This is a genomic window from Amycolatopsis sp. CA-161197, from assembly GCF_050942255.1.
Classification (GTDB): domain Bacteria; phylum Actinomycetota; class Actinomycetes; order Mycobacteriales; family Pseudonocardiaceae; genus Amycolatopsis.
In genome coordinates, this window is record NZ_CP192059.1 from 2,074,088 (window position 1) to 2,089,775 (window position 15,688).

General features: G+C 71.5%; 16 protein-coding genes. 11 read left to right on the forward strand and 5 right to left on the reverse strand.

The features are described 5' to 3' along the window. Nucleotides 1–83 precede the first annotated feature (83 nt). Both ACQPXB_RS09995 and ACQPXB_RS10000 read left to right on the forward strand, forming a co-directional pair. Entirely contained in the window at nt 84–1,454 is a 1,371-nt protein-coding gene (locus tag ACQPXB_RS09995; RefSeq protein WP_366580595.1) for a PLP-dependent aminotransferase family protein, read from the forward strand. 539 nt (nt 1,455–1,993) lie between these two features. Continuing rightward, the gene (locus tag ACQPXB_RS10000; RefSeq protein WP_366580596.1) at nt 1,994–3,091 is read left to right on the forward strand and encodes a D-alanine--D-alanine ligase family protein; all 1,098 of its coding nucleotides are present in this window, start codon (nt 1,994–1,996) and stop codon (nt 3,089–3,091) included. Nucleotides 3,092–3,137: 46 nt separating this feature from the next. Here ACQPXB_RS10000 and ACQPXB_RS10005 read toward each other — a convergent pair whose 3' ends face one another. Beyond that, on the reverse strand, nt 3,138–3,662 hold the full coding sequence (locus ACQPXB_RS10005) for a hypothetical protein (RefSeq protein WP_366580597.1): 525 nt from the start codon (nt 3,660–3,662) through the stop codon (nt 3,138–3,140). A 498-nt stretch (nt 3,663–4,160) separates the two neighbouring features. Here ACQPXB_RS10005 and ACQPXB_RS10010 point away from each other — a divergent pair, with 498 nt between their 5' ends. Continuing rightward, a complete protein-coding gene (locus tag ACQPXB_RS10010; RefSeq protein ID WP_386948437.1) occupies nt 4,161–5,510 on the forward strand; it encodes an MFS transporter in 1,350 nt (449 codons plus the stop codon). Here ACQPXB_RS10010 and ACQPXB_RS10015 read toward each other — a convergent pair. Both ACQPXB_RS10015 and ACQPXB_RS10020 read right to left on the reverse strand, forming a co-directional pair. After that, complete coding sequence (locus ACQPXB_RS10015; RefSeq protein WP_366580601.1) at nt 5,491–6,036, reverse strand: DUF3515 domain-containing protein; 546 nt, start codon at nt 6,034–6,036, stop codon at nt 5,491–5,493. The genes ACQPXB_RS10010 and ACQPXB_RS10015 overlap by 20 nt on opposite strands. A 19-nt stretch (nt 6,037–6,055) precedes the next feature. Next, a complete protein-coding gene (locus ACQPXB_RS10020) occupies nt 6,056–6,289 on the reverse strand; it encodes an Lrp/AsnC family transcriptional regulator (protein WP_285969653.1) in 234 nt (77 codons plus the stop codon). 138 nt (nt 6,290–6,427) lie between these two features. Here ACQPXB_RS10020 and ACQPXB_RS10025 point away from each other — a divergent pair, with 138 nt between their 5' ends. The 5 genes from ACQPXB_RS10025 (at nt 6,428) to ACQPXB_RS10045 (ending at nt 9,986) form a co-directional block, all read left to right on the forward strand. Further along, on the forward strand, nt 6,428–7,390 hold the full coding sequence (locus tag ACQPXB_RS10025; RefSeq protein ID WP_366580603.1) for a thiamine-phosphate kinase: 963 nt from the start codon (nt 6,428–6,430) through the stop codon (nt 7,388–7,390). Nucleotides 7,391–7,448: 58 nt separating this feature from the next. After that, nucleotides 7,449–7,874 (forward strand): GNAT family N-acetyltransferase, encoded by a 426-nt coding sequence (locus tag ACQPXB_RS10030; protein WP_432856518.1) that lies wholly within the window; start codon nt 7,449–7,451, stop codon nt 7,872–7,874. A 16-nt stretch (nt 7,875–7,890) separates the two neighbouring features. Then, complete coding sequence (locus ACQPXB_RS10035; protein WP_366580607.1) at nt 7,891–8,421, forward strand: gamma carbonic anhydrase family protein; 531 nt, start codon at nt 7,891–7,893, stop codon at nt 8,419–8,421. Between the two features lie 31 nt (nt 8,422–8,452). Beyond that, complete coding sequence (locus ACQPXB_RS10040) at nt 8,453–9,130, forward strand: uracil-DNA glycosylase (protein ID WP_366580609.1); 678 nt, start codon at nt 8,453–8,455, stop codon at nt 9,128–9,130. A gap of 64 nt (nt 9,131–9,194) precedes the next feature. Then, nucleotides 9,195–9,986 carry an alpha/beta fold hydrolase gene (locus tag ACQPXB_RS10045; RefSeq protein ID WP_432851056.1) on the forward strand — a complete coding sequence of 264 codons (792 nt, stop codon included), beginning with the start codon at nt 9,195–9,197 and terminating at the stop codon, nt 9,984–9,986. A 171-nt stretch (nt 9,987–10,157) separates the two neighbouring features. Here ACQPXB_RS10045 and rpmB read toward each other — a convergent pair whose 3' ends face one another. After that, nucleotides 10,158–10,349, reverse strand: coding sequence for a 50S ribosomal protein L28 (gene rpmB / locus ACQPXB_RS10050; RefSeq protein WP_091623274.1), 192 nt, complete (start codon nt 10,347–10,349; stop codon nt 10,158–10,160). A 133-nt stretch (nt 10,350–10,482) separates the two neighbouring features. Between rpmB and ACQPXB_RS10055 the strand changes: the two genes are divergently transcribed. Genes ACQPXB_RS10055 through ACQPXB_RS10065 form a run of 3 tightly spaced genes read left to right on the forward strand, consistent with a single transcriptional unit; the run spans nt 10,483 to nt 14,884 of the window. Continuing rightward, nucleotides 10,483–12,078, forward strand: a complete 1,596-nt coding sequence (locus tag ACQPXB_RS10055; protein WP_386948422.1) for a DAK2 domain-containing protein — start codon at nt 10,483–10,485, stop codon at nt 12,076–12,078. 2 nt (nt 12,079–12,080) lie between these two features. Next, on the forward strand, nt 12,081–14,234 hold the full coding sequence (gene recG, locus ACQPXB_RS10060) for an ATP-dependent DNA helicase RecG (RefSeq protein ID WP_366580616.1): 2,154 nt from the start codon (nt 12,081–12,083) through the stop codon (nt 14,232–14,234). Beyond that, nucleotides 14,231–14,884, forward strand: a complete 654-nt coding sequence (locus tag ACQPXB_RS10065) for an N-acetyltransferase family protein (RefSeq protein ID WP_432851059.1) — start codon at nt 14,231–14,233, stop codon at nt 14,882–14,884. The genes recG and ACQPXB_RS10065 overlap by 4 nt, the downstream gene beginning before the upstream one ends. A 39-nt stretch (nt 14,885–14,923) precedes the next feature. On the opposite strand, the gene ACQPXB_RS10070 is transcribed toward ACQPXB_RS10065, so the two are convergent. Beyond that, nucleotides 14,924–15,625 carry a class I SAM-dependent methyltransferase gene (locus ACQPXB_RS10070; RefSeq protein ID WP_432851061.1) on the reverse strand — a complete coding sequence of 234 codons (702 nt, stop codon included), beginning with the start codon at nt 15,623–15,625 and terminating at the stop codon, nt 14,924–14,926. Nucleotides 15,626–15,688: the final 63 nt, after the last annotated feature.

Below are 15,688 nucleotides of genomic sequence, written 5' to 3' on the forward strand. Positions count from 1 at the left end.
AGTGTTGCGCGGGTGAGTGGACGTGTTGAACGGCCACTTCTTCTACACTTGGGAAGTCCACTTTCGCCGCTTGGAGGTCTTCGTTGTCGTACGCCGACACCGCGCTGCCGGTCAGCCTCGACCGCGAGGCGAGCACGCCGCTGGCCGTGCAGCTGGCCGACGCCCTGCGCGAGGCCGCCGCGAGCGGGCACCTGCGCGGCGGCGACCGGTTGCCGTCCACGCGCGCGCTGGCCGAGCGGCTCGGCGTTTCGCGCACCGTGACTTCGGCCGCGTACGAGCAGCTGCACGCCGAAGGCTGGATCGCCGGGCGCCACGGCTCCGGCACGTACGTGACGACACCGCCGACGCGCGCGGCCACGTCGGTGTCCCCGGCGGGACCGCTCGCGCCGGAACCCGAGGCGGCGCCCGTGCTGGATCTGACGCCGGGCACGCCGTGGGCGGCCGGTCTGGACCGCGCGGCCTGGCGCCGCGCCTGGCGGGCGGCGGCCGACCCGGAGCCGTTGGTGCGCGCCCACCGCGCCGGCCTGCCCGAGTACCGCGCGGCCGTTTCGGAACACCTGTTGCGGCACCGCGGTCTTGCCGCCGGCTCGGTCCTGGCGACGGGCGGCACGACGGCCGCCGTCGTGGAGCTCGCGGCCGCGGTGCTGCGGCGCGGCGCGGTCGTGGCGTTCGAGGAGCCGGGGTACCAGCGGGCCGTGCAGGCGTTCCGGTCCGCCGGGCTGACCGTGGTCGGCGTGCCCGTCGACGAGGAGGGCCTGCGCCCCGACGCCATCCCCGCCGGCGCGCGGGCGGTCTACTGCTCTCCGGCGCACCAGTACCCGATGGGCAGCCGCATGAGCGCGGCGCGCCGCGTGGAGCTCGTGGAACGCGCCCGCGCCGACGGCATGCTCGTCATCGAGGACGACTACGACGGGGAGCTGCGCTTCGACGTCGCCCCGCTGCCCATGCTCGCCGCCCTCGCGCCCGACGTCGTCGTCCACCTGGGGACCACGAGCAAGATCCTCACGCCCACCCTCGGTGCCGGCTGGCTCGTCGCGCCCGCCTCGGTCACCGAAGCCGTCCTCGCCTACCGCGACCTCACCGGCACCCGCCCCTCCCCGGCCGGCCAGCGCGTGCTGGTGGAACTCGCCCGCCACGGCGACCTGGGCCGCCACCTGCGCAAACTCCGCCGCGAACTCGCCGAACGCCGCTCGCTGCTCTCCGCCGCCCTCACCTCCGCCTCCATCCCCATCCTCGGCGACGACGCCGGCGCCCACCTCGTGGTCCCCTTCGCGTCCGCCGCCCAGGAAACCCACTGCCTGACCGAGGCCGAACACCACGGCATCCGCCTGGACGGCCTGGCCCGCCACTTCGCCGGCACACCCACGGTGCACGGGGTGGCGCTGGGGTACGCGGGCTGTTCGCAGGAGGCGTTGGTGACCGCGCTGCCGGCTTTGGTGGGTCTGCTTCGCTGACCGGTCGTGCGGCGCCGCGTCGCCTCGCCTGCCACCGCACCGCGCGACCGGTCCAGCGACACCTACGCCGCCACACCCAGCGACGGGGCCTTCACTCGCGACGCCCTCGCGACGGCGCCGCCGCGGGGAGCTTCGCTGACTGCGAGGCCGCGCTTGTCTCTTCCGACGATCAGCGACGTGTTGCGCGAATGGTCCGGTTGCGCCGTGCCGGATGCTCTCGGTTATGACCAAACCGCAGCCGACCCGCGGCGATTCGGCGCCGTTCGAAGGTTCCTGGTTGTGTGACCCGGACGCAGCGCGAGCCGTCCCGCGGTGCCTGCCGTGCAGTGCGACCGGTCCGCTCGGGCAATCCGGCGCGAGGCGTCTGTCACCACTCGGCCGCGACAGCCGCTGCAGCCGCCGCAGCCACTGGACCCACCACCGACCACCTGATCATCCCCAACCCGCCCCCACCACCCCCTCCGGCGGACGGACCCGGGGATCCGTCGCAACGCCGGGTGCGCGCCGTTCGCCGTGGTCACCCGGTACGGTGAGCGACCATGAGTGCTGAGAAGATCCGCGTGGCGGTCGTGTTCGGCGGGCGCAGCAGCGAGCACACCATCTCGTGCCTGTCGGCGGGCAGCGTGATCGCGAACCTGGATCCGGAGCGCTACGAGGTGCTCCCCGTGGGCATCACCCCGCAGGGTGGCTGGGTGCTCGGCACCGGCGACCCGAAGGAGCTGAGCATCCAGGGCCGCGAGCTGCCGACCGTGGAGTCCGGCCGCGCGCTCGTGCTGGCGGGCGACGCGACCAGCCGCGAGCTGCGCACGGTCGACCCCGGGCAGGCGACCGAGGTGCTCGGCACCGTCGACGTGGTCTTCCCCGTGCTGCACGGCGCGTTCGGCGAGGACGGCACCATCCAGGGCCTGCTCGAGATGGCCGACATCCCCTACGTCGGCCCGGGCGTGCTGGCCAGCGCCGCCGCCATGGACAAGGAGTACGCCAAGAAGCTGCTCGCCGCCGAGGGGCTGCCGGTGGGCACGTACGCGGCGCTCCGTCGTGGACAGTCCACTTTGGCCCAGGACGACCGGGAACGCCTGGGGCTGCCCGTTTTCGTGAAGCCCTCGCGTGCGGGCTCGTCCGTGGGCATCTCGCGCGTCACCGACTGGTCCGATGTGGACGCCGCCATCGAGCTGGCCCGCCGCACCGACCCGAAGGTGCTCGTGGAGGCCGCCGTGGTCGGGCGTGAGGTCGAGTGTGGTGTGCTGGAGTTCCCCGACGGCCGCGTGGAAGCGTCGCTGCCGGCGGAGATCCGCGTGCTCGCCGAGGGCGCGGACGCCTGGTACGACTTCGAGACCAAGTACCTCGGTGAAGACGCCGAGCTGGACATCCCGGCCAAGCTCGACGACGCCCTCACCGACCGCCTGCGTGCCATGGCCGTCGAGGCGTTCCGCGCGCTCGACTGCCAGGGCCTCGCGCGCGTCGACTTCTTCGTCACCGCAGCCGGCGACCTCGTGATCAACGAAGTCAACACCATGCCCGGCTTCACCACGAAGTCCGCCTACCCGAAGATGTGGGAGGTCACGGGCGTCGACTACAGCACGCTCCTGTCGACCCTCATCGACACCGCCATCGCGCGCGGCACGGGCCTTCGCTGACCCCACACAGGGTCACCCGCTCGGGTGACCCTGTGTGGTCACGTGATCAGGGGATCGACTTACCCAGCGCGAGCAGCGCCGCCGGCGTCAGGAACGTGTAGAGCGACGTGACGACGAGGATCCCGCCCAGCACCTTGCCGGGCAGCTTGCCGTAGGTCGTGGCCGCCACGGCGAGGAACGCGACCAGCCACACCACGAGGATCGAGTGCAGCATCCAGCTGCCGTCGAAGAACTTCCACCACAGCAGCGGCACCACGGCCACCGCCACGGCCAGGTTGCCGATCGGCCGGAGGTCCAGCCCTCGTACGAGCGCCACCCCCAGCGCGGTGAAGAACGTGCCGTAGAACGTGACGATTCCGGCCAACGGGACGCCCGTCGCGGGCGGCGCCGTCGCGATGATCACGGCGGCCTGCAGGACGTCCACGACGCCGGCGAGCAGGGTCACCCAGCCGACCGTGGTCAGCGGATTCGGGCCGTCCTCGACGGGTTTGGCGCCGATCCCGAGAAACGCCAGGCCATTCAGCCAGACGGCGAGTCCCGAGACGACGAAGATCACTGTGATCGGCGGCACTGGTGATTCCTTTCCGATGCGGAATTCGGCGGAACCGCGCACCCCGACCACCGTGGTAATCTCGGGGCAGTCGCGGTCCCGCGTGCTCGCCCGGCGGTGCATGACGATTCCACTCGGCACACCACCGGTCGAATGACCAAGGGGTACAACGACAAACGTGTGCTGCCGTCCGTTCCGAGCCCGCAGAAGCCCGGGTCGGGCGGCAGTGCACACGTCGCAGGAACTGAAACCTCCTGACATTCCGGTCCAGCTTTCCTGAGAATTTCATAGGCGCGGCATTTCGCGACGATGTCCTCCAGAACAACTTGATGTTTCCGGTGTTTCGGTGTGATGAATTCACCGCCCGGGAAGAATTGCCGCGCCCGCGCGAAGTGGTCGGCCCCGCCGTGGTCGCCGCCCGGCGAACGACGTCACCCACTACAGTGATCATCCGGTGGCACCGGGTGACGCCGACGTGGCCCGCGCGCGGCACGCCCAGGCCAGGGCAGGAGGCAACGCGTGCAGATCGCATCCCGGCTCGACCGGCTCCCGGTCACCCGCCGGCACCGGTACTTCGTCGCCGTGGTGGGGGTGGCGACGTTCTTCGACCTCTACGACCTGTTCCTCGCGGCCACGATCAGCACCGTGCTCACGCACGAGTTCGGCGTCACGGCCGAAGCGCTGAAGTACGTGCTCGCGTCGGCGTTCGTCGGGGCGTTCGTCGGTGCCGTCTGCCTGGGCAAGCTCGCCGACCAGCTCGGCCGGCGGCGCGCGTTCCTGCTGACGCTCGGCCTGTACTCGGTCTTCACGCTGCTCGGCGCGTTCAGCACCGATGTCTGGATGCTCGTCGTCTGCCGCTTCATCGCCGGCATCGGCATCGGTGCGGAGCTGCCCGTCGCCGACGCCTACCTCGCCGACCTGCTGCCCGCTCGCGCCCGCGGCCGCGCCACCGCCTGGGCGTACACGCTCGGCTTCTGCGGCGTGCCCGCCGCAGGCTTCCTCGCCCGCGCGCTGGCCGGCCATGCGCCGCTCGGCATCGACGGCTGGCGCTGGCTGTTCGTGATCGGCGCGCTCGGCGCGGCCGTCGTCTGGGGCCTGCGGTTCACGCTGCCGGAGTCGCCCCGCTGGCTCGCCGCTCGCGGGCGGGAGGCGGAAGCCGACGAGATCGTGCGCAAGCTCGAAGCCTCCGCGCCGCAACCGCTCCCGGAACCCGCGCCCGAACCGCCTGCGCCGGAACCCGTGCGTTTCTCCGCGCTCCTGCGCAAGCCGTGGGCGCGGCGCACGACAATGCTCTACATCTTCCAGCTGCTGCAGGCGTTCGGCTACTACGGCTTCGGCTCGCTCGTGCCGATCGTGCTGGCCGCCAAGGGGTTCAGCCTCGTGAACTCGCTGACGTTCAGCGCGCTCACGTTCCTCGGCTACCCGATCGGCTCCGCGCTGTCGATCCCGATCATCGAACGCATCGAGCGCAAGTGGCTGATCGTCGCGAGCGCCGCGGCGATGGCCGTGTTCGGGCTCGCGTTCGGCTTCTCGACCTCCGGGGTGGCGATCGCGGTGTTCGGCTTCTGCTACACCGCCGCCAGCAACGTGTTCTCCAACGCTTTCCACACCTACCAGGGCGAGCTGTTCCCGACATCGCTGCGCGGCACGGCCGCGGGTTCGGCCTACGCGCTTTCGCGCCTGGCCACCGCGGCGATGCCGTTCATCCTGCTGCCGATCCTGCAGGCGCAGGGCGCCACCAGGATGTTCGCCGTGGTGGCGGTCGCGATGGTGGTGCTGATCGTCGACGTCGCCGTTCTGGGGCCACGCACCACGGGCGACTCGCTGGAGGAGATCGCCGGCCGGACGGTCAGAACTTCAAAGGTTTGACCGGCAGCTTCGCGTTGACCGTGTCCGACACGGTCTGCAGCGGCCCGGTCCCGGCCGAGTCGGGGACGGTCAACGCGATGTAGACGTCGCGGTCCACCACGTACCAGGTGGCCGCGGCGTCTTCGGTGACCTGCAGCCACTGCACGCCGTTGACCACGCGCAGCTGCGCGGTGGGGGTGAGCTCCGGCGGCCGGTCGAGCCCGCACCGCAGCACGATCGCGTCACCGTCACCCCAGGCGAGGGTGGCCTTCGGCGCGGGCTGGGCGAGCGTGCGCCGGGCGAGGTCCTTGCCGTTCGATTTCAAGGTTGCGGGCAGCGCGTCGATGACCGTCGTGCACGCCTGCGTGGTGGCCTGCGGGGCCGGAACGGCGACGAGGGGGAGCGGTCCACTCGCGATGCCCTCGCCGCTGAGCGCCGATTTTTTCGTCACCGCGAAGACGGCGACCACCACGGCCAGCGCGACCACGAGCACGGCCGCGACCACGAGGACCGCCCGCGGGGGTGCGCCGGTGTCGGAATCTGCCACCCCCGAAGTGCACCACGTCTCAGAGGTGGACCACCGGGCAGGTCAGGGTCCGCGTGATGCCTTCCACGTTCTGCACCTTCGCGACCACGAGCTGGCCCAGCTGGTCCACGGTGTCCGCGGTCGCGCGCACGATCACGTCGTACGGGCCGGTCACATCCTCCGAGCTGGTGACGCCGGGCACCCCGGAGATCTCCGCCGCCACCGCGGCCGCCTTGCCGACCTCGGTCTGGATGAGGATGTATGCGTGGACCACGGCGTGCCCTTTCGTCGGTAGCGATGGAGTCGAGGTAGGAACGGTGTAGGCAAGGTATCGCCAGCCCCGGGAAAAACCTAGGGGGTCCGACTGTCGGTGGTCGAGGCTTCGCACACGGAGAGAAAGTGGAGGTGACCGGTGTCACCGGACGATGGCTCGGTGGCCGGGACGGGCGAGTTCGCGCTGATCCAGGCGGTCACCGGCGGGCGTCGCCAGCCGGCGAGCACGCTGCTCGGCCCCGGCGACGACGCGGCCGTGGTGGCTGCCCCCGACGGCCGCGTGGTGGCGACCACGGACGTGCTGGTCCAGGGCGTGCACTTCCGCCTCGACTGGTCGAGCCCCGAGCAGGTGGGGCGCAAGGCCGTGGCGGTGAACCTGTCGGACGTCGCCGCCATGGGCGCGAAACCGACCACGGTCCTGGTGGGCTTCGCGTGTCCACCGGACACTCCCGCCCAGGTCGTGACGGAGATCATGAACGGCATGTGGGCCGAGGCGACCCGCGGTGGCGTCGGGGTGTCCGGCGGCGACATGGTGAGCGCCGACCAGATCGTGATCAGTGTCACCGCGTTGGGGGACCTCGAAGATCGTGAACCCGTGACGCGCTCGGGCGCCCGGCCCGGCGACGTCCTCGCCGTCTGCGGGCGGCTCGGCTGGGCGGCGGCGGGATTGGCCGTACTGCGGCGAGGGTTCCGTTCGCCGGTCGGGGTCGTGAACGCGCAGCGCTGCCCGGAACCGCCGTACCCGGCCGGTCCGCAGGCCGCGCTGGCCGGCGCGACGTCGATGATCGACATCTCCGACGGGCTGCTCGCCGACCTGGGACACATCGCCGCGGCGTCGGACGTCGGGCTCGACGTGCTCACCGCGGACCTCGAGATCTCCACGCGGCTGCAGGAAGTCGGCACCGCGCTCGGCGCCGACCCACTGCGCTGGGTGCTCACCGGTGGTGAGGACCACGCGCTGGCGGCGACGTTCCCGCCGTTCGACGAGCTGCCCGAGGGCTGGCGCAAGATCGGCGCGGTGACGATGCCGGGGTCCGGGGTGACGGTGGACGGCAAGGAGTACGGCCACGAAGGCGGCTGGGAGCACTGGCAGCAGCACTAGGCTGTCGCCCGTGGAGATCCGAGCGGTCGCCTACGACCACCCCGACGCGACCAAGCTGATGGCGGAAGTGCAGCTCGAGTACGTGCGCCGCTACGGCAGCGAAGACTCGACGCCGATGGACCCTTCGCAGTTCGCGCCCCCGCGCGGACTGTTCCTCGTCGGCTACCTCGACGACGTGCCCGTGGCCTCCGGCGCGTGGCGCGCGCACGACGGGCCGGCGCCCGCGTTCGGTCCCGGCGACGTGGAGCTGAAGCGGATGTACGTCGTGGAATCCGCGCGGGGCAAGGGTTTCGCGCGCGCGATGCTGGCGGAGCTGGAACGCACGGCGGTCGCGGCGGGGCGGCTGCGGGCCGTGCTGGAGACGGGTACCGAACAGCCCGAGGCGATCGCCCTCTACCGTTCGTCGGGCTATACGGAGATTCCGGGTTTCGGCGTGTACAAGGACGAGCCCGACAACCGGTGTTTCGGCAAGAACCTCGTGTGACCAACGGGAGACGGCTTTGGCGATCTACGCGCTCGGTGACCTCGAACCCTCGATCCACCCGGACGCCTACGTCCACCCCGACGCCACCGTGATCGGCGACGTCCGCATCGGCCCGCGCGCTTCCGTGTGGCCGCAGACGGTGCTGCGCGGCGACCACGGCTACATCGAGATCGGCGAACGCTCCAACGTGCAGGACGGCTGCGTGCTCCATTGCACGAAGAAGCACCCGACGATCCTCGGGCCGTCGTCGGCCATCGGCCACGCCGTGCACGTCGAGGGCGCGGTGATCGGCACCGGGTGCCTCATCGCGTCGGGATCGGTGGTGCTGAACGGAACCGTGGTCGAGGACGGCGGGATGGTCGGCGCGGGCGCGGTGCTGTCGTACAACTCGCACGTGGGCCCGGGCGAGATCGCGCTCGGCGTGCCGGCGAAGGTGCGGCCGAACAAGTCGTTCTCCGCCGAGCAGATCGCCATGGTGGTCGACTCGTACGTGCGCCGCGGCGCGCGTTTCCGCGAAGAGCTGCGGCGCCTCGACCCGCCACGGTGACCCCGCTCGCACCGCGCTAGGCTCGCGGGCCGTGACCGCACGACCGCTGCACGAGATCGTCGAAGCCGGCTGGGCGCAGGCCCTGGAGCCCGTGGCCCCGCAGGTCAGCGCGATGGGAGAGTTCCTCCGCGCGGAGATCGCGGCGGGCCGAACTTACCTGCCGGCGGGCGAGCACGTGCTGCGGGCGTTCAAGCAGCCGTTCCACGACGTGCGGGTGCTGATCGTCGGCCAGGACCCGTACCCGACGCCGGGCCACGCCGTCGGCCTGAGCTTCTCGGTGGCGCCCGACGTGCGGCCGCTGCCGAAGAGCCTCGTCAACATCTACAAGGAGTACGCCGAGGATCTCGGGCACCCGTTGCCGACCAACGGCGACCTCACGCCGTGGGCCGACCAGGGCATCCTGCTGCTCAACCGCGCGCTCACGGTGCAGCCCGGCAAGCCGAACTCCCACCAGGGCAAGGGGTGGGAGCAGGTGACCGAGCAGGCGATCAAGGCGCTCGCGGCCCGCGATGAGCCGATGGTGGCCATCCTGTGGGGCCGCAACGCCCGCAACCTGCGGCCGATGCTGGGCGACATCCCGTGCATCGAGTCGGCGCACCCGAGCCCGCTTTCGGCGCACAACGGTTTCTTCGGCTCGCGGCCGTTCAGCCGCGCGAACCAGCTGCTGGCCGACCAGGGCGCGGCGCCGGTGGAGTGGAAGCTTCCCTGAGCGTGTCCGGTCGCGGCCGGTGGCTCCGACCTCCAAGGTGAGTACGACACCCAGGAGGACAGCCATGACCACCACCGTCACTTCCGCCGACGGCACGCCGATTGCGTTCGACACCTACGGCGCGGGGTCGCCGGTGCTGCTCGTCGGCGGTGCCGTGAACGACCGGACGACCGTGGCGGCGCTCGCCGTCGTGCTGGCCGAAGCCGGGTTCCAGGGTGTTGCCGTTGATCGGCGAGGCCGAGGTGAGAGCGGAGACGCGCCCGTGTACTCGGTGGAACGCGAGCTCGACGACCTGTCGGCCGTGATCGACGCGGTCGGTGGCTCGGCGGCGATGTTCGGCCATTCGTCAGGGGCGATCCTGGCGCTCGAAGCAGCGGCGCGGGGGCTGCCGATCACGAAGCTGGCCGTGTACGAGCCACCGTTCATCGTGGACGCTCAGAGGCCACGCCCTGGTGCGGACCTCGCGGACCGGATCAGCGCGTTGATCGCCGCCGGCGACCGCGACGGCGCCGTGGAACTCTTTCTGACCGAAGGCGTGTCGGTTCCGCCCGAAGGCGTGGCGGCGATGAAGGGCCAGCCGGTGTGGGACTGGTTCGCCGGCTACGCGCACACGCTGTCGTATGACATCGCCGTGACCGGTCCTGGCGCGCAGCTGCCCGTGGACCGCCTGGCCGCCATCGCCGTCCCCGTGCTCGTGATGTCGGGCGGCGCCGGTGAAGCGTGGATGGGCGCCGCGGCCCGGGCCGTCGCCGAGACCGTGCCGCACGCCCGCTACGAGTCGATTCCCGGGCAGGACCACGGCGTGCTCAACGCACCCGAATCGCTGCGCCCGGTGCTGACCGACTTCTTGCGGTGACAAAAATGGCGAGTGCTCGGTGAGCACTCGCCGTCCAGAGGCAACCACGGGTGGGGGTCCAGGGGGCTTGCCCCCTGGCGGGGGTCTGGGGGTTCGACCCCCAGAAGACACTCGGCGATACGAAAATGGCGAGCGCCCTTCGCGAGCACTCGCCACCCTTCGTTCAATCGCCTACCCTCGGACGACCTTGCCCGCCTTGATGCACGAGGTGCACACGTTGAGGCGCTTGCGCTGGGACACGCCGATCTTGGCGTGCACAGTCTGGATGTTCGGGTTCCACCGGCGGTTGGTACGCCGGTGGGAGTGCGAGACCGACTTGCCGAAGCCGGGTCCCTTGCCACAGACGTCGCACACGGCAGCCACGTCGAACTCCTCTGGATATGGGACAAAGAATGGCGCCCAGACCAGCTGGGCAACTCGTCCATAGTAACTACTCGTCTCGGGCGGGTCGCCGCGGGGTCGATACGCTCGCGGGGACCAGCGAGGAGGTTACGGGGTGCGGGTGCTGGACGTGGCAGCGGTGTCGGCCTGGTCGGCGGCGTGCGTGCGCAGCCTGGAGGTGCTGCGCCCGGCGATCAACGGCATCAACGTGTACCCCGTCGCGGACTCCGACACGGGTTCGAACCTCCTGCACACGTTGACGGGCGCGCGCGACGCGTTGGCCGCGGCGGAGCCGGCCGACGTGGCCGAGGCGCTGACCGTGCTGGCGAAGGGTGCCGTGGCCGCCGCGCGCGGCAACTCCGGCGTGATCATCTCCCAGGTCGTGCGGGGGATCGCCGACTGGGCGGCCGACGGCGGCGACCTCGACGGCGCTGGTCTCGCGGCCGCACTGGCGCACGCCGACCGGATCGCGACGGGCGCGGTGAGCCGGCCCGTCGCGGGGACGATGCTGACCGTCCTGCACGTCGTGGCCGCGGCCGTCCAGGAGGACACGCGGCCGCTGGCCGAGGTCGCCGCCACCGTCGCCGCGGCCGCCGCGGCCGCGCTGGAGGAGACGCCGAAACAACTGCCGGCCCTCGCGAAAGCGGGGGTCGTCGACGCGGGGGGCCGAGGGCTCGTCGCCGTGCTCGACGCGCTGGCCGGCGTGATCAGCGGCACCGTCACGCAGCCTGAACGCGAGCTCACGACCACCGTCGAGGCGCCCGGTGCCGCCGAGCCCGCGCCGTACGCGTGGGAGGTCATGTACCTGCTCGACGGCGTCGAGGAGGCGCGGCTGCCGGCGTTGCGCAAGGAGCTGAGCGGCTTCGGCGACAGCGTCACGGTGGCCGGCGACGGTGCGGGCAGCCACGCCGTGCACGTCCACTGCGCCGACATCGGCGCGGCCATCGAGGCGGGCCTGGAGCTGGGCCGGCCGCGCCGGATCCGCGTCGAACCGCTGCTCACGCCCACGCCGATCGAGCCGGGCGGCGGGCTGGACCGGTCGGTGGTGGCCGTGGTCAACGGCGGCGGGCTGGCCGAGCTGCTGCGGGCCGAGGGCGTCGCCGTGCTGGCCGTGCCCGACGGCGGGAAACCCGGCGTCGAGGACATGATCGGGCTGTTCAACGAGGCCGCGGGCCGGCACGTGACCGTGCTGCCGGGCGGTCTCGACCTCACGGCCGCGGCCGACGCGGCGGCGGGCCACGCGATGGCCGGCGACCGCGACGTCGTGGTGATCCCGTGCACGTCACCGGTGCAGGTGCTGGCCGCGCTCGCGGTGCACGATGGGGGCCGCCGCGTCAACGACGACGTCGTGGCCATGGCCGAGGCCGCCGCGGCGACCAGGCGTGGCGAGGTGCGGATCGCGGGCGAGGAGTCGCTAACCTGGGTGGGCCGGGCCCAGTCCGGCGACGTGATCGGCCTGGTCGACGACGAGGTGGTGCTGATCGAACCGGCGCCGGCCTCGGAGACGAACCTCGTCGCGGCCGCGATGAGCGTGCTCAACCGGATGCTGACGCTCGGCGGCGAGCTGGTCACCGTGCTGAGCGGGGCCGCCGCCCCGCCCGGCGTGACCGCGGAGCTCGCCGAGCAGCTGCGGCTGGAGCACCCCGAAGTGGAGTTGACGAGTTATGCCAGTGGCCAGGCCGGAGCCGTGCTGCTGATGGGGGTCGAATAGAAATGGCCGGGCTGCGCGAAAAGCTGCCGCTGCTGCTGGGCGCGAAGACAGCGAAAGCGCTGTCGGGTGCGCTCGACATCGAGACCGTCTCCGACCTGCTGCGCCACTACCCGCGCCGCTACGCCGAGCGCGGCGAGCTCACCGACATCGCCGGCCTGGAGCTGGGTGAACACGCGACCGTGCTGGCGCGGATCGAGAAGATCAGCAAGCGCCGCATGAAGTCGCGCAGCGGCACGATCCTCGACATGGTCATCACCGACGGGAAACGCCGGCTGGCCTGCGCGTTCTTCAACCAGGCGTGGCGGGAGAAGGAGCTGGCGCCGGGCAAGACCGGCCTGTTCGCGGGCAAGGTCACGGCGTTCCGCGACACGCTGCAGCTGGCCAACCCGGAGTACGAGCTGCTCGACGCCGAACGCGAAGCCGAGGCCGTCGACAACTTCCTGGCCGAGATCATCCCCGTGTACCCGGCGGCGCAGGGCATGCCGACGTGGTCGATCGCGAAGTGCGTGCGGCAGGTCCTCGACGTGCTGGAGATCGACTCCGACCCGATGCCCGCCGAAGTGCTGAAGCAGCACGGGCTGCCCGGTCTCGAACGGGCGCTGCGCGGCATCCACCGGCCCGAGGACTGGGCGCACCTGGAGACCTCGCGCCACCGTCTCAAATGGGACGAGGCCATGGCCGTGCAGCTGATTTTCGCGCAGCGGCGCCATTCCGCGGTGTCGCGTCCGGCCAAGGCCAGCCCGCACACCGACGGCGGGCTGCTCGACGCGTTCGACAAGCGCCTGCCGTTCGACCTCACCGCCGGCCAGCGCGCGATCGGCGACGAGATCGCCGCGGACCTCGCGACCGAGCACCCGATGAACCGCCTGCTGCAGGGCGAGGTGGGCTCGGGCAAGACGGTGGTCGCGCTGCGGGCGATGCTGCAGATCGTCGATTCGGGTCGGCAGTCGGCGATGCTCGCGCCCACCGAGGTGCTGGCGGCGCAGCACGCGCGTTCGCTGCGGGAGATGCTCGGCGAGCTCGGCATGGCGGGGGAGCTGGGGGCCGCGGAGAAGGCCACGCGCGTGACGTTGCTCACCGGCTCGATGGGCGCGAAGGAACGCAAGAAGTCGCTGCTGGAGACGGTGAGCGGCGAGGCAGGCATCGTCGTCGGCACGCACGCGCTGATCCAGGACACCGTGCAGTTCGCCGACCTCGGGTTCGTCGTGGTCGACGAGCAGCACCGCTTCGGCGTGGAGCAGCGCGACGCCCTGCGTTCGCGCGGCTCGGACTCCACGTCGCCGCACGTGCTGGTGATGACCGCGACGCCGATCCCGCGCACGGTCGCGATGACCGTGTACGGCGACCTGGAGACGTCCGCGCTGCGCGAGATGCCCGTTGGGCGTTCGCCGATCAAGACGAGCGTGGTGCCGGTGGCGGAGAAGCCCGCGTGGCTCGACCGGGCGTGGGAGCGCGTGCGCGAGGAGGTCTCGAAGGGGCACCAGGCGTACGTCGTGTGCCCGCGCATCGGCGACGAGCCCCCGTCGGACAAGAGCGACAAGCGCCCGCCGCTCGCCGTGCTGGACGTCGCGCCGGAGCTGGTGGGCGGGCCGTTGAAGGGCCTTCGCATCGCCGCCTTGCACGGCCGCATGCCCGCGGACGAGAAGGACGCCGTGATGCGGGCCTTCGGCGCCGGCCAGATCGACGTCCTCGTGGCGACCACGGTCGTCGAGGTCGGCGTGAACGTCCCCAACGCCACCGCCATGGTCATCCTCGACGCCGACCGCTTCGGCGTGAGCCAGCTGCACCAGCTGCGCGGCCGCGTCGGCCGGGGCAGCGTGCCGGGCCTGTGCCTGCTCGTGACGGAGACCCTGGACGGCACGTCGACCCGCGAACGCCTCGCCGCCGTCGAATCCACCACCGACGGCTTCGAACTCTCCCGCCTGGACCTCGAACTCCGCCGCGAGGGCGACATCCTCGGCGCAGCCCAGTCCGGCAAACGCTCGGGCCTGAAACTCCTGTCGCTCCTGCGCGACGAAGACGTGATCACCGAGGCGCGCGCCCAATCCCAGGAAATCGTGCTGCGCGACCCGACGCTCTCTTCGTACCCTGGCCTGGCCCAGATGGTGTCCGATGTGGTGGACATGGAACGCGCGGAGTACTTGGAGAAGAGTTGACTGCTTCGGAGCCTTCGGCCGATTCCGGCCTTGAGATGTGGGGTTCTCGTTCGGGCTCTGATTCTGGCTCCGGGGCCGCTTCGTCGGGCTCTGCGACTTCCGACCTGGCGACCACACCTGGCTCGGCTGCCACCATCCGCCCGGCCCTCGTCGCGGACGCCCCTGGCATCGCCCGCGTCCACGTCGGCTCCTGGCAGGCCGCCTACGCCGGCCTCCTCCCGGCCGACTTCCTCGCCGGCCTCTCGGCCTCCCACCGCGAACCGTTCTGGGCGGAAAGCCTGGCCTCCCCGGCACAAGGCCACACCGTCCTCGTCGCCGAAACCCCCGACGGCACCATCGCCGGCTTCGCGGCCACCGGCCCGAGCCGCGACGACGACGCCACCCCCGACACCGGCGAACTCGCGGCGATCTACCTGCTGCCCGAGTGCTGGAGCCAGGGCTTCGGCCGCGCCCTCCACGCGCGCGCCCTCACCGCCCTGGCCGGCGACTTCCCCACGGCCACCCTCTGGGTCCTCGCCGGCAACACCCGCGCCCGCACCTTCTACGAACGCACCGGCTGGACCCTCGACGGCCGTACCAAGGTCGAATCCCTCGCGAACGGCACGGTCACCATCGAGGAAGTCCGCTACCGCACCTCTCCCCGCCGCTGACCCTTTCGTCCCTCAACGGCGACTGCGGTTTCACCCCGGTCAGGACTTCACCGCTCGCACGAACAGAAACACCGGCTTCGTGCTCAACACCTCGAACATCTGGGGATCCACGCCCGCCCCGCGCTCGGGCCGCGGCTCGTCGACCACGTCGATCGCGAACCGGGCATCCCGCAGCAGCCCGAAGATCGCGGACAGCGGGCGCCGGAACAGGCGGGCGGTCACCCGCTGCCCGTCCCAGTCCCACTGCTCGCTGACCAGCTCGGTGCGGTGGTAGTCGGTCCGATCCGACCGGAACCACCCGGTGATCGGATGGTGCACCGAGAAGACGAGCGCCCCGCCCGGCTTCAGACACCGCCGCAACTCGTCGAGCAACGGCGACCAATGCTCGACGTAATGGAGCACGAGCGAGGCCACGACCACGTCGACGCTGCCGTCCGCCACCATCGTCAGAGGTTGCTCGAGATCGGCGACCTCGACCTGAGCTCGCGGGCCCAGCCTCTCCCGCGTCAACGCCACCAGCCGCGGCTCACGGTCCAGGGCCAGCACATCGGCACCCCGCTCGGCGCGCCGAGCCGTCAGACCGCCGCCTGCGCAGCCGAGCTCCAATACCCGCTTGCCCGCGACGTCCCCCGCAAGACGCAAGATCGCCGGCCGGTCGTAGAGGGAATTGGCGGCGCTGTGCTCGGCAAAGCGCGCATACACGTCGGCGTGGTCTCTGTAGATCTCGTGATCACCGGGCACTGGCCGAGCCTACGATCGCCGTCGGCTCCGCATGGCGTCTTTGGACCTCCAACCGCGATGAAG

Coding starts and splice junctions, on each gene's coding strand:
- recG (WP_366580616.1), top strand. CDS start 12,081: ATGGCCGGGCTGCGCGAAAAGCTGCCGCTGCTGCTGGGCGCGAAGACA.
- ACQPXB_RS10000 (WP_366580596.1), top strand. CDS start 1,994: ATGAGTGCTGAGAAGATCCGCGTGGCGGTCGTGTTCGGCGGGCGCAGC.
- ACQPXB_RS10045 (WP_432851056.1), top strand. CDS start 9,195: ATGACCACCACCGTCACTTCCGCCGACGGCACGCCGATTGCGTTCGAC.
- ACQPXB_RS10030 (WP_432856518.1), top strand. CDS start 7,449: ATGGCGGAAGTGCAGCTCGAGTACGTGCGCCGCTACGGCAGCGAAGAC.